Origin of the sequence: Streptomyces sp. NPDC058335 (assembly GCF_042723915.1) — a bacterium.
Classification (GTDB): Bacteria; Actinomycetota; Actinomycetes; order Streptomycetales; family Streptomycetaceae; genus Streptomyces.
The window spans coordinates 576,031-594,431 of the sequence record NZ_JBHXHX010000002.1 but is presented as its reverse complement, the minus strand read 5'-3'; the positions used below and the strand labels follow the sequence as shown (position 1 = coordinate 594,431).

Genomic DNA, 18,401 nt, shown 5'->3' with positions numbered 1-18,401 from the left:
TCACCCCTCCCCCGGGCGCCTACTTCTGCAGCACCGTCAGGTCCTCGTCCGCCTCCGGGACCGCCACCGTGCCCCGGTCGTCCGGCAGCGTCTGGACCGTGAAGCCGGGGATGCCGCCGTCCGTCGCCGTCAGGGTCCGGGAGGCGTACACGGGGGTGGCCGTGAGGTTCTCCACGGTCAGGGCGTAGACGCCCTTCAGGCCCGCCGGGACCGGGAGTTGGACGTCCTGGGTGGTGCCCTGCTTGATCGTGTACGTCTTGGAGGCCGCCGTGCCTCCCCCGGTGCCCGCCGACGCGGTGACCTTGACCTTGGCGGTGGCCGTGGGCGCGGTCAGGGAGAGGGTGGTGTCCTTGGCGCCGTTGCCGACGACGGACGCCCGCGCGGCGACCGGGCCGGTGGCGGGGATGAACGCCGATTCCTGCTTGTCGCCCTTGCCGCGCACGACCCGTACGCCCGCGACGACCGGCGCCGACCCGTCGGCGGGCGTCAGGACCAGTGAGCCGGCCTCCCCGCGCGTGACGTCACCCAGGTCGACCGCGCTGGTCATGCCTCCCTTGACGTGCAGCGTCTCCTGGCCGGCGGGGGTGATCAGGCCGGTGGGTGAGGCGAGTTGGACCTTGAGGTCGGCGTCGGCGTCGCCGGGGGCGAAGACGACCAGACGGACCGCGGTGGCGTCCTTGGGGATACCGGGGACGACCAGGGTGCCGGCCGGGTCGGTGGACGCGGCCAGCCAGTCGCCGCCGAGCTTGTCGTCCAGGGCCTGTACGGCGGCGCCGACGCGGCCGCTGCGGACGTTCACGTGGACGGTCAGGTCGTCCTGCTTCTCGCCGGTGAGGGTGGACAGCAGGATCGGCTCGCTGGAGTGCGCCGGGATCGTCAGGCCCTCGCCGACGGTGGTCGCGACGGCGCCGTCCTTGCCGTACAGCTCGATGTCGGCGACGGCGGCGGAGTCGTCGGGGTTGGTGAGATGGACGTAGTCGGTGCGGTCGGCAGCCGTGCTGACGCCGGGGAACCAGAACTCCGTGTCGGGGGCGGTGCAGGTGACGCCGAGCAGGCCGCGACCGTTTCCGGCGGTGACCTGGGTGGTCTGCTGGACCGTCCAGCCGGGGGCGAAGCCGCCCTCGGCGGTGCCCACGAGCGCGGGCCCGTCGGCGCCGGAGGTCTCGCCGGTGACGGGTGTGCCGGGTGCCTTGGGGGTCAGGACCGGCTTGGCGGCGGTCTTCTTGTCGTCGGCCTTCTGGCCGTCAGCCGCCTTGTCGGTGTCCGTCGTGTCCGTGTCCGGCTTGTCCGTGGTCCTGCCGTCCTCGGTCGTCTTCTCGTCGTCCTCGGTGCCGGCCGTGTCCGTCGACTCGCGGGGCGCGGCCTGGAGTTGGGCCGAGCCGCCGTTTCCGGCGCCCTTGGTGACGGGCGTGAACGACGTGTACGTCGTCTCGGCGAGGTCGGAGGCGCTCGGCGCCGGGCAGAGGAGGCCGGTGCGCTCCACGGGCAGGACGGCGGCCGCCTCGGCGGTGTCCGTGCCGGGCGCGTCCGGCTCGTTGAGGGTGGCGAATCCGGTGACGGCGGCCAGTGCGACCGTGCCGGCGATCAGGGACAGGGTGGTGCGGTTCACTGCTGGCTCCCGTCGGGGCGCTCACTGCCGGTGCCGTGGGGGTGCTGCGCCGGGTCGTAGGCGGGGTCGTAGCCGTCCTGCTGGTACGCCGACGGGTCGTAGCCCTGCTGGTACGCCTGGTCGTACGCGGCGGTGGCCTCGGGGCGGGCCTCGTAGGCGTACGGGTCGTACTGGCCTGCCTGGTAGGGGTCGTACGTCTGGTCGTAGCCGCCCGCGGGGTACTGCTGCGGGGCGCCCTGGTACTGGTCGTCGGCGTAGGCGTCGTACGGGGCGGGCTGGTGGGCCGGCGCTTCCCAGTCGGCGTAGGACTGCTGTTGCGGTACGGCGGCCGGGGTCTCGGGCCGCGGAGGGGACGGGACGTCCTCGTCCTGGCCGGACTCCTCGGACTCGGCCTGTGCGCGCAGGCGGCGGGCGCGGCGGCCCTCGCCCTCGACGGCCCGGTCGGGGACGGACTGCTCCTCGGGTAGGTCGTCGTCCACGTCGCGGCGGCGGCCGGGCAGGGCGAGGACGACCAGGACGAGGGCGAGGAAGCCCTGCGCCCACAGCCAGGCGGTATGGCCGAACGAGTCGTCGTAGGTGACGTCCAGCCTGCCGCCGGAGGCGGGGAGTTCGAAGCCCTGGGCCCAGCCGTCGACGGTGGTGCGGGTGAGCGGCCTGCCGTCGAGGGTCGCGGTCCAGCCGTCGGCGGCGGCGTCGGCCAGGCGCAGGATCCGGCCGTCGGCGCCCTCGGGAATCGTGGTGTGGATGTCGACGGGGCCGGCGGCGACCGCGGTCGGGGTGCCCTTGCCGTCGGCGGTGACGATGGCCGCGCGGGAGACCTCCTGGTCCACCCGCCACAGGGCGCTACCGTCCTGCTGGCTGAGCCGGGACAGGCCGGGCGTGGCGTCCAGGACACGGGTGACCTCGCGGGGTGCGCCCTTGTGGACGAGGACGTAGCGCACCGCGAACCTGCCGAGCTGGTCGGCCTGGTCGGCGCCGGAGCCGGCGACGAGGTTGGCGACGACCTTGCCGAGCGTGCCGTTCTGCCCGTCGGCCGCGGCGAGTTCGGCGTCACCCATGCGGGCGCCGGAGCCGCGGACCAGCATGTAGCCGACGTGGGCCGCGGAGTCGCTGTCCAGGACGAGGGTGCGGGCCTGGTCGCGGGTGTTGCTCTCCTCGGCGACGAACGCGGGCACCTGCACGGGGTCGCGGCGCTCCAGGGGGCCGTCGGCGCCGCCGAGCATCCAGCCCGCGGCGACGAGGAGGGGGCCGGCGGCCGAGGCGAAGGCGATGAGGGCGGCGACCGGCTGCCGCCAGCCGAAGCTCTGCTCGGCGACACGCGTGCGTGCGCCGTCGGCGCCCATGAGGGCGGCGGCGAGGAGGGCGATGCCGTAGACGAGGGTGGCGGGACCGGCCCACGTCGAGCTGTTGGACAGGACCGCGAGGACGAGGCCGACCAGGGCGACCGCCCAGGCCGTCCAGATTCCCCACTGGCGCTCCGTGCGCAGCAGGGCGGCCAGGGCGGCCAGGACGACGCCGATGAGCATCAGTCCGCTGACCGTGCCGGGGCCGCCGGGGCTGATGCCCAGCAGGTCGGTCGCGGAGGCCGCCGAGGGGCCGTACTCCAGGCCGGCCTCGGTGAAGAAGCCGAGCGGGAGCAGCGACAGCGACCAGGGCGCGAGGACCAGCAGGGGGGTGCCGAGCTGGACCAGGAAACGCAGGCCGTAGGCGGGGATGTCGGCGCGGCGCACGGCGAGGACGGCGAGGCCGAGGATCAGCGCGATGGGCCAGACGATCGGGGTGAAGGCCGTGGCGATCGTCAGCAGCAGGGCGTACGCCCAGGTGGCGCGCCAGCTGCCGCGCGTGCCGGAGGAGTTGGCGAGGCCGCTCGCGGCGATGGCCGCGCGGGCGATGAGGGGCAGCAGGATGGCCAGGACTGCGGTGCCGATGCGGCCGCCCGCGAGGGCGCCGGTGGCGGCGGGCAGGAAGGCGTAGACGACGGCGCCCCACGCGCGCAGGAGGCTCGATCCGATGAGCGGGCGGGAGGCGAAGTAGGCGGCGAGGCCCGCCAGCGGCACCGAGCAGACCAGCAGCACGGTGACGGCGAGGCCGGTCGAGCCGAACAGCAGGGAGGCGAACAGGGCGACGACCGCGAGGTACGGCGGGGCGGACGGGGTGCCGCCGACGCCGACCGGGTGCCAGGCGTCCAGGTAGCGCGACCACAGTTCGGAGGCGTCGGCCGGGGCGGGCAGCAGGGCCCCTCCGGCGAGGGCGCCGCCGCCCAGGAGGTTGCGGCAGGCGACCAGGGAGACGAGCAGCAGCACCAGGAAGAGCACTGGGCCCGGTTTGCGGGCGATGCGCTTGAGGCGGGCGAACTGTTCGATCTCGAGGAAGTCGGCGTCGTCGCCGCCGGGGCCGGACTCGACGGCGCCGCCGTGCCGGCCGGCTCCCGTCGTGGTCTCGGTGTCGGTGGCTCCGAAGAGGTCTCCCGCGACGTGCTCCACGGTGGCCCGCACGGTCGCGCCGGGCGGCGGGAACAGCGGGCGCAGTTCGTCCTTGTCGATCCGGGAGCCGCCGCGGCGGCGTCGCCCGGCGATGATCCGCTCGGGCCGCAGGAGGGTGCCCAGCAGGCCGCGGATCTCGTCGAGGGCCTGTCCGGGGACCTTGCCGATGAGGTTGGCGACGGTCCGCAGGAGGGTGCCGACGACCAGGCGGAACAGGATCCAGGGGAGCAGGGCCGTACGGCTGTTGACGAGGAGGGTGTAGACGGCGCCGGCCTTGTCGACCTTGTGGGGCGAGGCCGTGGTGCGGCCCGCGCAGTCGACGGCGCGCCGCTCGCGGGAGGCCGCCTCGGCGTGCCGGACGACGGCGTCGGGGGCGACGAGGACGCGGTGGCCGGCGGCGTGCGCCCGCCAGCACAGGTCGATGTCGTCGCGCATGAGGGGCAGGCGGCGGTCGAAGCCACCGAGTTCGTCGAAGACGTCGCGGCGGACGAGCATGCCGGCGGTGGACACGGCCAGCACGGAGCGCACGTGGTCGTGCTGGCCCTGGTCCTGTTCACGGCGGTCCAGGCCGGTCCAGCGGCGGCCGGAGTGGGCGATGGTGACGCCGACCTCGAGGAGCTGGCGGCGGTCGTACCAGCCGCGGAGCTTGGGGCCGACGACGGCGACGTCGTCACGGCCGAGTTGGGCTTCGTTCTCCACGACGCGCAGCAGTTCGGCCAGGGCCTCGGGCTCGGGCGCGCAGTCGTCGTGCAGCAGCCACAGCCACTGGACGGGTTCGCCGTGCGGAAGGTCGGGCAGGTCGTAGGCGTCGTCGCGCCACGTGCGCGTGACGGGGTCCCAGCCGCTCGGGCGCTTCAGGTACGGCAGTTCGTCGGGGGTGAGGACCGGGGCGGTGCGGTTGGCCTCCTCGACGGCCTGGCCGAAGCCGGTGCGCCGGGCGAGGTGCAGGACGCGGTCGGCGCCGAGGGCGTCGGTGACCAGCTGGGCCGAGTCGTCCGCGCTGCCGGTGTCGGCGGCCATGGCGGACTGGACGGGACGCTCCTGGCCGAGCAGCCCGGCGAGCGCGTCGGGCAGCCAGCGGGCGCCGTCGTGGGAGACGAGGACCGCGGTCACCACGTGGCGCGGGAACTCAGGAGTGGCAGCGTCGCGTTGACCTGCCGTTTGGTGCACGGACATCGAGGTACGGGCCCCGGTTCGGTGGACTGCGGTGGACACCTGCGCCGCGTGGGGGCGGCGGGGTGTCTCGGACGAGCGCCCACACTATCGGCTGGGCACGACGGCGGCCCGCCGCCTGTGGATAACCCACCTGCGACGGGCCGTTCGAAGCCTCGGGCGAGGCCGTCCTCACACGGCCGCCTTCTTCAGTCGGCGGCGCTCCCGCTCGGACAGGCCGCCCCAGATGCCGAATCTCTCGTCGTTGGCGAGGGCGTACTCGAGGCATTCGGAGCGGACCTCACACGCGAGGCAGACCTTCTTGGCCTCGCGGGTGGAGCCGCCCTTCTCGGGGAAGAAGGACTCGGGGTCGGTCTGGGCGCACAGTGCGCGCTCCTGCCAGCCGAGTTCCTCGTCCGCGTCGTCGACGTCGACCAGCAGTTGCTGCACCAGCTCGGTCATGTGCGCCCCTCGCTCTGTCTTTCGCGTCCCCGTGACGTGGCCGTTACCGATGTCGGCTGAACGACACGAGTGAAATTACAAGTGTGCGGCTCCGGGCGAGTCAAGCCGAGATCTGCTATTGGGCCTCTTATTCACTCTGCGGAACCAAGGCCGTGCGTTAAGTGTTCAAATCGGCCTAAACCTTGACAAGCAGATAAGGCCCCGGAGGACCCCCGCCCCGCACAGCGCCTGCGCGGGGAAAGACGCCCTGGGAAGCGATCTCGTTCCGACACGCGCCCGGAAGCGAACCGGATCACATTCGGATCACGGGATCGCGACGGGTCTGCGCGCCCGGCATGTGCGCCATGTGTCCCGGTGGGGACATGGACAAACCTTTCGCCTCGCAGATGAACCTGATGAGGTGAACCCGTCTCGCACGGCGGATGCCGAGTTGACACCGAGGGTGTGAACCGCTGTCCTTGTGGGCATGCTCGCGAACTTGGCACTCACCTCGACCCGCACCGCCGGGTCCCACGGTGCTGCCCACGCTCGCTGTAGCTGTTGTTGCTGTTCCAGCTGTTGAGCCTTCCTCTCCGCTCCGGCTGCTCCTGAGTCCGACCGCGACTCGGCTGCCTGTTCCACGCCCGCACCAGGGCACCCCTCCCGCCCGTGATCCGGGCGGACGGTACGTGACACCCAGCCCCCCCACCTCTTCTTCCGCCGAGGAACCACCGCATCCCATGAACAGCGACAGCGACCTCCAGATCGCCGGCGACATCCTCGAAGTCCCGCACCTCCTCCAGGCCCCCCGCGAGCACCCGGTCACCGTCGCCGAGTTCGCCGGTCTGTCCCGTTCCGTCGCCGCCGACCGCTCCCAGTGGGAGCACCTCGTCCGGTTCGACGCGACCACCCGCTGGTACCACCGGCTGCGCACCGGCCCCGGCTACGAGGTGTGGCTGCTGTCCTGGGTGCCCGGACAGGGCAGCGGGCTCCACGACCACGGCCGCTCCTCCGGCGTGCTGACCGTCCTGGAGGGCACGCTGACCGAGCGCACCGAGCGCGGCACGCGCGCGTTGGCGGCGGGCGCGCAGCGCGTGTTCGCCCCCGGGTACGTCCACGAGGTCGTCAACGACGCGCTGGAGCCGGCCGTGAGCCTGCACGTGTACTTCCCGGGTCTGACCGAGATGCCGATGCACACGGCGCCGTACTGCGAGGGGCGTGCCGTCAGCGCGTGACGTGTCGCCGTGCCGCGTGGGGGGGGGCGGGCCGTGACCGCGTGACGGTTCGCCTGCCGCGCGAGGGTGGGCGGTGACCGTGTGACGGGTTGTCGTACCCGCCTGCAAGACTTGGCGCATGCGCATTGTGGTTCTGGCAGGCGGCATCGGTGGTGCCCGGTTCCTGCGCGGTCTGAAGCGGGCCGCGCAGGACGCGGACATCACGGTCATCGGCAACACCGGGGACGACATCCACCTCTTCGGACTGAAGGTCTGCCCGGACCTCGACACGGTGATGTACACGCTCGGCGGCGGCATCAACGAGGAGCAGGGCTGGGGGCGGACCGACGAGACGTTCCATCTCAAGGAGGAGCTCGCGGCGTACGGCGTGGGGCCCGAGTGGTTCGGGCTGGGCGACCGGGACTTCGCGACGCACATCGTGCGGACGCAGATGATCGGTGCCGGGTATCCGCTCAGCGCGGTCACCGAGGCGCTGTGCGACCGGTGGAAGCCGGGCGTCCGGCTGATCCCGATGAGCGACGACCGCGTCGAGACGCATGTCGCCGTCACGGTGGACGGCGAGCGCAAGGCCGTCCACTTCCAGGAGTACTGGGTGCGGCTGCGGGCCTCCGTGCCGGCCGAGGCGATCGTGCCCGTCGGCGCCGAGCAGGCCAAGCCCGCGCCCGGCGTGCTGGAGGCGATCGCGGAGGCGGACGTCGTCCTCTTCCCGCCGTCGAACCCGGTCGTGTCCATCGGCACGATCCTCGCCGTGCCCGGCATCCGGGAGGCTATCGCCGAGGCCGGGGTGCCGGTGGTGGGCCTCTCCCCCATCGTCGGGGACGCGCCCGTGCGCGGGATGGCCGACAAGGTGCTGGCGGCGGTCGGCGTGGAGTCGACGGCCGCGGCGGTCGCCGAGCACTACGGCTCGGGTCTGCTGGACGGCTGGCTCGTGGACACCGTCGACGCCGGTTCCGTGGAGCGGGTCGAGTCCGCCGGGATCCGCTGCCGGGCCGTCCCGCTGATGATGACGGACGTCGACGCGAGTGCGCGGATGGCCCGCGAGGCGCTGGCGCTGGCCGAGGAGGTGCGGGGCGCGTGAGCACGGAGACCGGTTACCGGGTCTGGGCCGTGGGCGGGCTGCCCGAGGTGCGGGCCGGGGACGACCTCGCCGAGCTGATCGCGGCCGCCGAGCCGGGACTCGCCGACGGGGACGTCCTGCTGGTGACCTCGAAGATCGTGTCCAAGGCGGAGGGCCGCGTCGTCCGGGCGGACGACCGGGAGTCCGCGATCGACGCGGAGACCGTGCGGGTCGTGGCCCGGCGCGGGGCGCTGCGGATCGTCGAGAACCGGCAGGGCCTGGTCATGGCCGCCGCCGGCGTCGACGCCTCCAACACTCCTTCGGGGACCGTGCTGCTGCTGCCGGAGGACCCGGACGCCTCCGCGCGCGTGATCCGCGACGGGCTGCGTGACGCCCTCGGCGTGGACGTCGGGGTCCTCGTCACCGACACCTTCGGGCGGCCCTGGCGCGCGGGACTCACCGATGTGGCCATCGGCGCCGCGGGCGTACGCGTGCTGGACGACCTGCGGGGCGGCACGGACGCGTACGGCAATCCGCTCAGCGCCACCGTCGTCGCGACGGCGGACGAGCTGGCCGCCGCGGGCGACCTGGTGAAGGGCAAGGCCTCGGGGCTGCCCGTGGCCGTGGTGCGGGGTCTGCCCCATGTCGTGGCCGACGGCGACGGGGAGGGCGCCCGCGCCATGGTGCGCGGCGCGCGCGACGACATGTTCCGGCTCGGGACGTCCGAGGCGGTGCGGCTGGCGGTCACCCAGCGGCGGACCGTACGGTCCTTCACCGACGAGCCGGTCGACCCCGGCGCGGTACGGCGGGCGGTGGCCGCGGCCGTGACCGCGCCGGCGCCGCACCACACGACGCCGTGGCGGTTCGTGCTGCTGGAGTCGGCGGATTCCAGGATCCGGCTGCTGGACGCCATGCGGGACGCGTGGATCGAGGATCTGCGGCGGGACGGGAAGTCCGAGGAGTCGATCGCCAAGCGGGTGCGGCGCGGGGACATCCTGCGCGACGCGCCCTACCTGGTCGTGCCCTGCCTGGTGATGGACGGCTCGCACACCTACGGCGACCCGCGGCGGGACGCGGCCGAGCGGGAGATGTTCGTCGTCGCGACCGGGGCCGGGGTGCAGAACTTCCTCGTCGCGCTGGCCGGGGAGCGGCTGGGGTCCGCGTGGGTGTCGTCGACCATGTTCTGCCGGGACGTCGTGCGGGAGGTGCTGGAGCTGCCCGCGGACTGGGACCCGATGGGGGCGGTGGCGGTCGGGCACGCGGCCGGGGAGCCGAAGGCTCGGGGCGTGCGGGAGGTGGAGGGGTTCTTGGAGGTTCGGTGAGAGGCTGGGCCCGGAGACCCAGAGAGACCGGAGACCCCCGACAGACCGGCGACCCCGCAGAGACAAGAGCCCCGTCCCCCTAGCTAGGACCTCATCCGTGGCAGGACGATTCGATCCCCGCACCTCGCGTACGACCGTGCGCGGCGGGCATGTCGCCGTGCCCGCCGGGGTGCCCCGGCAGGCGTCCGCGGGCGGACGGGTGCGGACCTGGGTGCCGGAGGGGCCGCTGGATCTCGGGCTCGTGCTGGGGCCGCTTCGGCGCGGGCCCGCCGATCCGACGTTCCGGGCGATGCCCGACGGCTCCGTCTGGCGGGCCAGCCTCACGCCCGGCGGCCCGGGGACCCTGCGGGTCTCCGTCGTGCCCGGTGAGGGTGCCGTGCGGGCAGAGGCCTGGGGGCCGGGGGCCGAGTGGCTGCTGGAGCGGCTGCCCGAGCTGCTCGGGGCGTCCGACGATCCCGACGCCTTCGTGCCCCGGCACCGGCTCCTGGCCATGACCCGGCATCGGCGGCCGGGGCTGCGGCTGCTGCGGACCGGGCTGGTGCTCGAGTCGTTGATCCCGTCGATTCTCGAACAGAAGGTCACCACCGACGAGGCCTACCGGGCGTGGCGGCTCCTCGTGCGCAAGTTCGGGGAACCGGCGCCGGGGCCCGCGGCGGGTGGGAGGCTGTGGGTGATGCCGGCGGCCCGGACCTGGGCGCTGATTCCCTCCTGGGAGTGGCATCGGGCCGGGGTCGACAACAAGCGGGCTTCTACGATTCTGCGGGCCGTGCGGGTTGCTGCGCGGTTGGAGGAGGCTGTGCGGATGCCTCCGGCGGAGGCGCAGGGCCGGTTGGAGGTCGTGCCCGGGGTGGGGCCGTGGACGTCTGCGGAGGTTGTGCAGCGTAGTCATGGGGCGGCGGATGCGGTGACCGTGGGGGATCTGCATCTGCCGGGGATCGTGGGATGGGCGTTGGCGGGGGATCGGTTCGCGGACGACGCGGGGATGCTGGCGCTGCTCGAGCCCTATGCGGGGCAGCGGCATCGGGCCGCGCGGTTGATCTTGTTGAGTGGGAAGGCGCCTGCGCGGCGGGCTCCCCGGATGCCCGTGGGGGATATCCGGGGGCTTTGACGCTGTCCGGGGGCGGGATGGGCGTCGGAGGTTTTCGCCCCGCCGCCCCTTCCCGTCCCTCACCTGGGAGCTGCGCCCCCGGACCCCGCGCCCCGGATCCCCGCTCTCGGCCCTGAACGGGCCTCGTCCTCGGACTCCGCCAGAGGGGGTACGCCCGGACGTGCCGAGACGCCGAGTCGGGTGGTGAGGTTACTGGTCCGAGGAGAATCTCAGGGCTGCTGCCGGGATTCTCGCGTCGCACCACACCCTTGCTCCGTCGCGGAGTTCGTTGTCGGGGCCGATGACCGCGCCGTCGCCGATGACCGTGCCGGTGAGGACCGAGCGTTCGCCCACGCGGGCTCGGGTGCCGATGAGGGAGTCGGTGATGACCGCGCCGGGTTCGATGACCGCGCCGGGGAGGATCGTCGAGCCGAACACGCGCACCCCCTCCGCGACGAACGCGCCCTCGCCGACCACCGTGCCGCCGGTCAGCTTCGCGTCGGGGGCGACCGTGGCCGTCGGGAGGATCAGACGGTCGCCGCAGCGGCCGGGGATCGCGGGCGACGGGGCGAGGCCGAGGACCAGGTCCGCCGAGCCCCGCACGAAGGCCGCCGGGGTGCCCAGGTCCAGCCAGTACGTCGAGTCGACCATCCCCTGGAGGTGGGCGCCGGCGGACAGGAGGTCGGGGAAGGTCTCGCGCTCCACCGAGACCGGGCGGCCGGCCGGGATCGTGTCGATGACCGAGCGGCGGAAGACGTACGCGCCCGCGTTGATCTGGTCGGTGACGATCTCCTGGGGGGTCTGGGGTTTCTCCAGGAAGGCCAGGACCCTGCCCTTGTCGTCCGTGGGGACCAGGCCGTACGCCCTCGGGTCCGTCACCTTCGTGAGGTGGAGCGAGACGTCCGCGGACGTCTCCTCGTGGGTGGCCACCAGACGCCGGATGTCCAGGCCGGTGAGGATGTCGCCGTTGAAGATCAGTACCGGGTCGTCGGGGCCCGAGTGGAGCCGGGACGCCACGTTGCGGATGGCGCCGCCGGTGCCCAGGGGCTCGTCCTCCGTGACGTACTCGATGTGCAGGCCCAGCGACGAGCCGTCGCCGAAGTACGGTTCGAAGACCTCCGCCAGATAGCTCGTCGCGAGGACGATGTGGTCCACGCCTGCCGCTTTCGCTCGCGCCAGCTGGTGCGTGAGGAACGGCACCCCCGCCGCCCTGACCATGGGCTTGGGCGTGTGCACCGTGAGCGGGCGCAACCGGGTGCCCTTGCCGCCGACCAGGAGGATCGCTTCTGTCACCTTCGTCTCTGCTTCCTGCCGGGACCGGCCGAACTGTCTTTCGGCCGGCCAGTGTATGCAGACCGTTGTGTGGCAACTTCGATGGCCGTGCGGTGTTCCACGCGCAGTCCCCCCGACGGCTATGGATGTGCCCCCCACCGGACGTGTCCTCCGTCCCGCCGGAACCCGCCGGGGCCTCCCCAGGCCCCGGGGTTTCCGGGTCCGCGACGTCAGCGGCCCTGGTAGCCGGCCGCGGTCGTACGGGCCGAGCCGAGCTTGCCGTAGAGCTGCCGTCCTGGGCATTCCGTGGCGAAGCCGTCCCGGTGTCCGGAGATCACGTTCAGTCGTACGTTCTTACCTTTTCGGTAGAGATTGCCACCACCGGACTTCAGGTATGTCTTTCCGTTCGGATTGCCTCCGAACAGACCCAGCTTCCATGCCGTCAGGCGGGCGACGCCCTTGACCGCGGCGGCGGACGGCTTGGTGGTGGTGAACGTCCCGAGGACGGCGATCCCCATGCTGTTGCTGTTGAAACCGAGGGTGTGGGCACCCAGCACCGGCTTCGCCACACCCCCCGCGCGGCCCTCGTAGATGTTGCCGCACTTGTCGACGAGGAAGTTGTAGCCGATGTCCCGCCAGCCCATGCTCCTGACGTGGTAGCGGTAGATACCGCGGATGACGGACGGGGCCTGCGAGCACTTGTACTTGTTGCCCGAGGCCGTGTGGTGCACGAAGGCCGCCTTGACCTTCTTCGTGTACACGAACTTCTTCTCCCGCAGCTTCTCGTCGGCGCCCCAGCCGCGGCGGGTCACGATGCCGGGGCGGGGGCCGATGTACGGCTTCGCGCGCTGAGCCGCCGTCAGTTCGCCGGAGCGGAGGGTGAGGAGTTCGCGTTCGGTGCCCGCGCGGTCGAGGGCGGGGATCTCGGTGGCGCCGGGGGCGGCGAGAGGTGCGTTGGCGGCGGACGCCTCGGCCGACTCGACGGTGGCGCCGGCGGTCGTGCCTTCGGTCGTGCCTTCGGTCAGTTCCGCCGTCGTGCCCTCCGCCGCCTCCGGGGCGTCCGCCGGGGTCCGGACGGTCGCGGCCCGGCTGCGGGGCGGGCCCACGGGGGCGTGGGCGGCGTCGGCGGTGCGGCCCGGATCGGTGGTGCCCGGGTCGACGAGTTCCAGGCGCATCCCGGCGGGGAGTTCCAGGGACGAGGACACGGTGCGGGCGCCGCCCGCGGTGTCCTCCGTACGCTGCTCGGCGTCCGGGCTGACGCGGACCTCCACGCCGTCGGACTCCCCCACCCACAGCGGGGCGGTGGCGCCGCGGACGTGGCCGGAGGCGCGTTCGGAGGTGTCGGGGTCGGCGCCGTGGTCGGCGTTGTGTGTCTCGACCTCCTGCCAGGCGGACCAGGTGCCGGTTCCGGCGGCGCGGGTACGGACCTGGACGCGACCGTGCAGTTCGGCGTCCGGGTCGTCCCAGACGACGCCGAGGAGGGAGAAGGACCGTACGTCTTGGCGGGGCAGGCCCTGTTCGGCTCCTGTGCCGCCGAGGGCACGGTCGCGGGACAGGGGGGTCAGGGGCAGCGACTGGGTGCTGCCGGCGAGCGGGGCGGCGGGGCCGGCGGGCCGGGCCGCGGCGGGCGCCGCCTGCACGGTCGTCGCCGGACGCGCCGTCACCGCGGTGGCGGGGGGCGTCAGCGGGAGGGCTAGTGCGGCCGCACAGGTGACGCCGATCGAGGAAGCAAGCAGTCCACGCATGCCACTGATCCTGGACATAGTCATACATTTCTGTCCATCGGGGACTTGACGGGGTGTCGGGGGGCGTTCGGCCGAACCGGTGGCCCGGTGGCGGGCGTTCGCCGAGGGGCGGCGCGTACGCTGACTCGGGTGAACGCCACTGACCGCACCCCTGCCGACCTGCTGCGTTCCGCGCTCGCCGCGGATCCCGCGCGTCCCCTGGTGACCTTCTACGACGACGCCACGGGCGAACGGGTCGAATTGTCCGTGGCCACCTTCGCCAATTGGGTGGCCAAGACCGCGAACCTCATCCAGGACGGGCTGTCCGCCGAACCCGGCGACCGCGTCGCGCTGCTGCTGCCCGCGCACTGGCAGACGGCCGTGTGGCTGGTTGCGTGCTCCTCGGTCGGGGTCGTCGCGGACGTCGCCGGGGATCCGGCCCGCGCGGACTTCGTGGTGGCCGGGCCCGGCCGGTTCGAGGCGGGGCTGGCGTGCCGGGGCGAGCGATACGCGCTGTCGCTCGCGCCGCTCGGCCGCCGGTTCGTCCCGGCGCCGCCGGAGGGGTACGCCGACTACGCGGTGGACGTCCCGACCCACGGCGACCGTTTCGCGCCGTACGCGCCCGTCGACCCGGAGGAGCCCGCGCTGATCGTGGCCGGCGCGGAGTACACGAGCGCGGAGCTGGTGGAGCGCGCCCGCGCCGACGCACCCGCCCTCGGCCTCCTGGGCCCCGGCTCCCGCCTCCTGTCGGGCCTGCCGTACGACACCTGGGAGGGCCTCAGCGCCGGCCTGTACGCCCCGCTGGCCACCGGGGGCTCGGTCGTCCTGTGCCGAAACCTGGACCAGGCGTCGGAGGAGACCCTGACCCGGCGGATCGACAGCGAACGGGTGACGGCCACGGCACGGTAGCCGGGGCCGGCATCGCCTACGGCCCGGTCTGCCGGCCCCGGCATCGTCGACCGCGCGGTCAGCCTGATGCGGCGCGACAGCGGCGCCCCCGACCTCGGACGGGTTCACGTCGGACGAGTACACGCCGAACGGCTTCGGGTCCGAGACGGCTTCACGCCGGGTGGCGGTTCGCCGCTCGATGCCGGGGGCCGGGCGGGCCGTCGTCGGCCGCACAGTCCGGCCGCCTCCTCGGCCGTAGGCCATCCCGGCTCGGAGGCGGACGGCCAGCCCGGTGCGGCGGGCCACCAGCACTTCGGCGCACCCCCGCCACTCCGGCGCACCCCTACGTCCACCCCGCCCCACCCCACCCCGGCCCACCCCATCCCGGCCCGTCCCATCCCGGCCAGATCGCCGAGCCGACGGCCCTCGCTCCGGCATACGGCACGCCCGCCCGGTCACCCCGGCACGGCGGCCCACCCTCTCCTCGGTCCGTGCCCGCCACTCCGGCGTACGGCCAGGCGGGCCGCCCCCCTTCGGCGGACTGCGCCAGCTGTCTCGGAGGGTCGGCAGGCTCCCCCGGCCGGACCCTGCGCGGCGCCCTGATCTCCCCGGCACCGGTCGGGCGGGTCCCGCTCCGACGCCCGATCACTGCACCCACGACGGGAAGGTGAGCATCCGCCCGGCCCGAGAACGTGCGTCACCCGTCCAGCCCCTCCCCACCCGCGCTGCGCCCCCGGTCACGGCATCGTCGTAGGAACTGCACGGCGTTTTCGTACGGTGAGCGGGAGGGGTGGTGCCGGCGTGAGTGGGAGCGAGCGGGCGGCCCGGCCTCCCGGGCCAGGGCCGGGCGAACCTCTCGGGCCAGGTGCGGGCAAGCCTCTCGGGCCTGGCATCGGGGCGTCCGCTCTCGGTGTGGGGCTTGGGCGGCGGCGTCGGCGGCGGTGGTTCGGGGTCGGGGCGGGGGTGGTGGGGCTGCTGGTGGTGGGGGCCGGGGTGGCCGGGTGGGTGGTGTACGCGAAGCTCGACGGGAACATCACGCCGGACGAGGCGGCCGCGGCGGAGCTGGCGCGGTACGCGAAGGAGCGGCCGACCGCGCTGGTGAAGGACGCGCGCAACGTGCTGTTGATCGGTTCGGACTCGCGCGCGGGGGACGGCAACAGCGAGTACGGGCGGGATTCCGGGACCGAGCGGTCGGACACGACGATCCTGTTGCATCTGTCCGCCGGGCGGCACAGCGCGACGGCCGTGTCGATACCCCGCGACCTCATGGTGGACGTGCCGGCCTGCCGACGGCCGGACGGTTCCCGGTCGGCGCCGACGTTCGCGATGTTCAACTACTCCTTCCAGACGGGCGGTTCGGCCTGCACGATCCGGACGGTGGAGAAGCTGACGGACATCCGGATCGACCACCACGTCGTCGTCGACTTCCACGGCTTCAAGAAGATGGTCGACGCTCTCGACGGGGTCGAGGTGTGTCTGAAGGAGCCGATCCGCGACAAGGCCGCCAAGCTGCGGCTGCCCGCGGGGCGGGTGACCCTCGACGGCGAGCAGGCCCTCGGCTACGTCCGCGCGCGCAAGACCCTCGGCGACGGCAGCGACACCGACCGGATGGACCGGCAGCAACGATTCCTCGGGGCGCTCGTCAACAAGGCGCAGAGCAATGACGTCCTGCTGAATCCGGTGAAGCTGTATCCGGTGCTGGACGCGGCCACGTCCTCTCTCACCACCGACCCGGATCTGGCGAGCCTGCGCGGTCTCTACGAACTCGTGCGCGGCCTGCGCGACATTCCCACCGAACAGGTGCGATTCCTGACCGTTCCGCGGGAGTCGTATGTCTACAACGCGAATCGCGACCAACTCGTGGAGCCCGCGGCGGAGAAGCTCTTCGAGCGGCTGCGGACGGACGCGCCGGTCTCCGTGACCGGGAAAACGCCGACGGAACCGGGGAAGCCGGAGAAGCCGGGGAATTCCACCTCTTCGGAGTCACCCGATCACGACACGTACACATCGCCGAGTCCGTCGGAGCCGAGTTTCCGGGGAAACACGGCCGGCGATCACACCTGCGCATGAGCCGTGCGCACAGTCGCGGGTAAAGCGCTTCCCAAGCGGGCCGGTCGTGGCGAACTCCAGTTCAAGGAAATAGCCCGGATTGCCCGGTTGTAGGGACGTGGAGTTTGTCACCGTCGTCGCTCCGCGCGGAACTTGGCGGATAGTGTGAGCGATCCGGTGCACCCGGCCTGAGGACCGTTCTGGGGTCGTGCACTGTGTGACCGAGACCCGAGCGCCTTAGAGGGGGTAAAGGCGCCGCGTGGCCCCGACGGAGGATTCGGACAACCGTGGACGCGCAAGGCCGTGGGCGGGCGGAAAACATCGACCCCGCAGACCAGTGGGTACTCAATCCGGACACCGGCGAATACGAACTGCGACTGACTCCTTCCGCACCGCAGTCGGCGGTGCCCGGACCTCGCAGACGTGCCGCCCGTGCGGCGGACGGCGCACCGAACCCCGAGGCCGCTTCCGGCAGCCGTACGGCGGCTCCGGAACGGGACGCCCCGGAGGTTCCGGGACCGCGTCGGCGACGGGGCGTGCCGGAGGAGCCTCCGCCGAGCAGGCGCGGGCGCCGGCCGGCGAAGAAGAAGGCGAAGGCGAAGAAGGTCCTGCTGTGGACCGGCGGAGTCATGGCCTTCGTCCTGGTGGGCACCGCCGGTGCGGCCTACCTCTATCTGGAGCACCTCAACGACAACATCACCTCCGTCTCCGACGACGGCGCCAGCACCGGTGGCTTCAGCAAGGACAAGGCGATCAACCTGCTGGTGATCGGCACCGACAAGCGCACCGGCTCGGGCAACGAGGGCTACGGCGACTCCGGCAGCGTGGGCCACGCCGACACGACGATCCTGCTGCACGTCTCCAAGGACCGGACGAACGCGACCGCGCTCAGCATCCCGCGCGACCTGATCGTGGACGTCCCGGACTGCCCGACCGAGCAGGAGGACGGCACCAGCGAGATCATCAAGGGCACGCAGGGCGTCCGCTTCAACACCAGCCTCGGCCAGGACGGCCGGACGCCCAGCTGCACCATGCGCACGGTGACGGAGCTGACCGGGGTCACCCCGGACAACTTCATGGTGGCCGACTTCAACGCGGTCAAGACGCTGACGACCGCGGTCGACGGGGTCGAGGTGTGCCTGGCCAAGGACATCGACGACCCGGACTCGCATCTGAAGCTGTCGAAGGGCACGCACACCGTCCAGGGCGAGCAGGCGCTGGCGTTCCTGCGCACCCGGCACTCGGTGGGCTTCGGCGGTGACCTGAGCCGGATCGCGATCCAGCAGCAGTTCCTCGGTTCGCTGATGCGCAAGCTGAAGTCGAACGACACGCTCACCAGCCCCACGAAGATGATCAAGCTGGCGGAGGCGGGCACGAAGGCGCTCACCGTCGACTCCCAGCTGGACAGCATCACCAAGCTCAAGGACCTCGGTCTGGAGCTGGGCAAGCTCAACACCAAGAACCTGACCTTCACCACCGTGCCCGTCGTCGACAACCCGGCCGAGAAGGTCAAGGCCACGGTCGTCCTGAACCGGACGACGGCGCCCACCGTCTTCCAGATGATCCAGGACGACGTGTCCTTCACCGAGGTGAAGGAGCAGGCGAAGGCGTCGAAGGACGCGGCGGCCGCGGCCGCGGCGGCCCGCCTCAAGGGCACCCAGTCCGCGGCCTCCGAGGTGCGGGTGCAGGTCATGAACGGCGGCGCCGAGTCCGGCAGCGCACAGGCCACTCTCAGCTGGCTGCAGAATGATGAGGGCGTGACGAAGTCCGAGAACGCGGGCAACGCGCCGGAGGTACTCAGCAGGACGACGCTCGAGTACGGGCCCGAACAGGCCGATCAGGCACGCAAGCTCGCCGCCATCATGGGGCTGCCGGGGACGGCCCTGAAGCCGGGCGAGAGCGTCACGAATGCCCAGGGTCTGCCGACGATGACGCTGACGCTGGGCAAGGACTTCAAGGGCGCGGGCGTCTCGCTCACGGCCCCGACGACCGTGCCGGACACGGTCGACAAGTCCACGGCGGACAAGGTCGAGTGCGCCAAGTAGGTAACCCTGCGGGCCTGTCGAGCGTCTGACTTGACGC

Annotated in this window: 12 protein-coding genes; 7 read left to right on the top strand and 5 right to left on the bottom strand. The window is 72.7% G+C overall.

Annotated elements, in window-relative coordinates; translation table 11 throughout:
- Positions 1–19 precede the first annotated feature (19 nt).
- The 3 genes from ACFWJX_RS05750 to ACFWJX_RS05740 form a co-directional block, all read right to left on the bottom strand.
- Positions 20–1,609 (bottom strand): DUF5719 family protein, encoded by a 1,590-nt coding sequence (locus ACFWJX_RS05750; RefSeq protein ID WP_383237275.1) that lies wholly within the window; start codon positions 1,607–1,609, stop codon positions 20–22.
- Positions 1,606–5,268 carry a glycosyltransferase gene (locus ACFWJX_RS05745; RefSeq protein ID WP_383237272.1) on the bottom strand — a complete coding sequence of 1,221 codons (3,663 nt, stop codon included), beginning with the start codon at positions 5,266–5,268 and terminating at the stop codon, positions 1,606–1,608. The genes ACFWJX_RS05750 and ACFWJX_RS05745 overlap by 4 nt, the downstream gene beginning before the upstream one ends.
- Positions 5,269–5,436: 168 nt before the next feature.
- Positions 5,437–5,706: a WhiB family transcriptional regulator gene (locus ACFWJX_RS05740; protein WP_020128551.1), complete on the bottom strand. Its 270-nt coding sequence runs from the start codon at positions 5,704–5,706 to the stop codon at positions 5,437–5,439.
- 719 nt (positions 5,707–6,425) lie between these two features.
- Between ACFWJX_RS05740 and ACFWJX_RS05735 the strand changes: the two genes are divergently transcribed.
- The 4 genes from ACFWJX_RS05735 to ACFWJX_RS05720 all read left to right on the top strand — a co-directional run bounded on the left by ACFWJX_RS05735 (position 6,426) and on the right by ACFWJX_RS05720 (position 10,407).
- Entirely contained in the window at positions 6,426–6,920 is a 495-nt protein-coding gene (locus tag ACFWJX_RS05735; protein ID WP_383237269.1) for a cysteine dioxygenase, read from the top strand.
- A 118-nt stretch (positions 6,921–7,038) separates the two neighbouring features.
- Positions 7,039–7,998, top strand: a complete 960-nt coding sequence (gene cofD, locus ACFWJX_RS05730; protein ID WP_383237266.1) for a 2-phospho-L-lactate transferase — start codon at positions 7,039–7,041, stop codon at positions 7,996–7,998.
- A complete protein-coding gene (locus ACFWJX_RS05725; RefSeq protein ID WP_383237263.1) occupies positions 7,995–9,299 on the top strand; it encodes a coenzyme F420-0:L-glutamate ligase in 1,305 nt (434 codons plus the stop codon). The genes cofD and ACFWJX_RS05725 overlap by 4 nt, the downstream gene beginning before the upstream one ends.
- Before the next feature lie 97 nt (positions 9,300–9,396).
- On the top strand, positions 9,397–10,407 hold the full coding sequence (locus ACFWJX_RS05720) for a DNA-3-methyladenine glycosylase family protein (protein ID WP_383237260.1): 1,011 nt from the start codon (positions 9,397–9,399) through the stop codon (positions 10,405–10,407).
- Positions 10,408–10,596: 189 nt separating this feature from the next.
- Here ACFWJX_RS05720 and ACFWJX_RS05715 read toward each other — a convergent pair whose 3' ends face one another.
- Together ACFWJX_RS05715 and ACFWJX_RS05710 are read right to left on the bottom strand one after the other, a co-directional pair.
- A complete protein-coding gene (locus ACFWJX_RS05715; RefSeq protein WP_383237257.1) occupies positions 10,597–11,679 on the bottom strand; it encodes a sugar phosphate nucleotidyltransferase in 1,083 nt (360 codons plus the stop codon).
- 209 nt (positions 11,680–11,888) lie between these two features.
- Positions 11,889–13,403 carry a peptidoglycan recognition protein gene (locus ACFWJX_RS05710; protein ID WP_383237254.1) on the bottom strand — a complete coding sequence of 505 codons (1,515 nt, stop codon included), beginning with the start codon at positions 13,401–13,403 and terminating at the stop codon, positions 11,889–11,891.
- A 129-nt stretch (positions 13,404–13,532) separates the two neighbouring features.
- On the opposite strand from ACFWJX_RS05710, the gene ACFWJX_RS05705 reads away from it, so the two are divergent.
- The 3 genes from ACFWJX_RS05705 (at position 13,533) to ACFWJX_RS05695 (ending at position 18,364) form a co-directional block, all read left to right on the top strand.
- Positions 13,533–14,291, top strand: coding sequence for a TIGR03089 family protein (locus ACFWJX_RS05705; RefSeq protein WP_383237251.1), 759 nt, complete (start codon positions 13,533–13,535; stop codon positions 14,289–14,291).
- A gap of 870 nt (positions 14,292–15,161) precedes the next feature.
- A complete protein-coding gene (locus tag ACFWJX_RS05700; RefSeq protein ID WP_383237407.1) occupies positions 15,162–16,340 on the top strand; it encodes an LCP family protein in 1,179 nt (392 codons plus the stop codon).
- Between the two features lie 266 nt (positions 16,341–16,606).
- On the top strand, positions 16,607–18,364 hold the full coding sequence (locus ACFWJX_RS05695) for an LCP family protein (protein ID WP_383237248.1): 1,758 nt from the start codon (positions 16,607–16,609) through the stop codon (positions 18,362–18,364).
- Positions 18,365–18,401: the final 37 nt, after the last annotated feature.

Coding starts and splice junctions, on each gene's coding strand:
- ACFWJX_RS05735 (WP_383237269.1), top strand. CDS start 6,426: ATGAACAGCGACAGCGACCTCCAGATCGCCGGCGACATCCTCGAAGTC.
- cofD (WP_383237266.1), top strand. CDS start 7,039: ATGCGCATTGTGGTTCTGGCAGGCGGCATCGGTGGTGCCCGGTTCCTG.
- ACFWJX_RS05710 (WP_383237254.1), bottom strand. CDS start 13,403: ATGCGTGGACTGCTTGCTTCCTCGATCGGCGTCACCTGTGCGGCCGCA.
- ACFWJX_RS05745 (WP_383237272.1), bottom strand. CDS start 5,268: ATGTCCGTGCACCAAACGGCAGGTCAACGCGACGCTGCCACTCCTGAG.
- ACFWJX_RS05740 (WP_020128551.1), bottom strand. CDS start 5,706: ATGACCGAGCTGGTGCAGCAACTGCTGGTCGACGTCGACGACGCGGAC.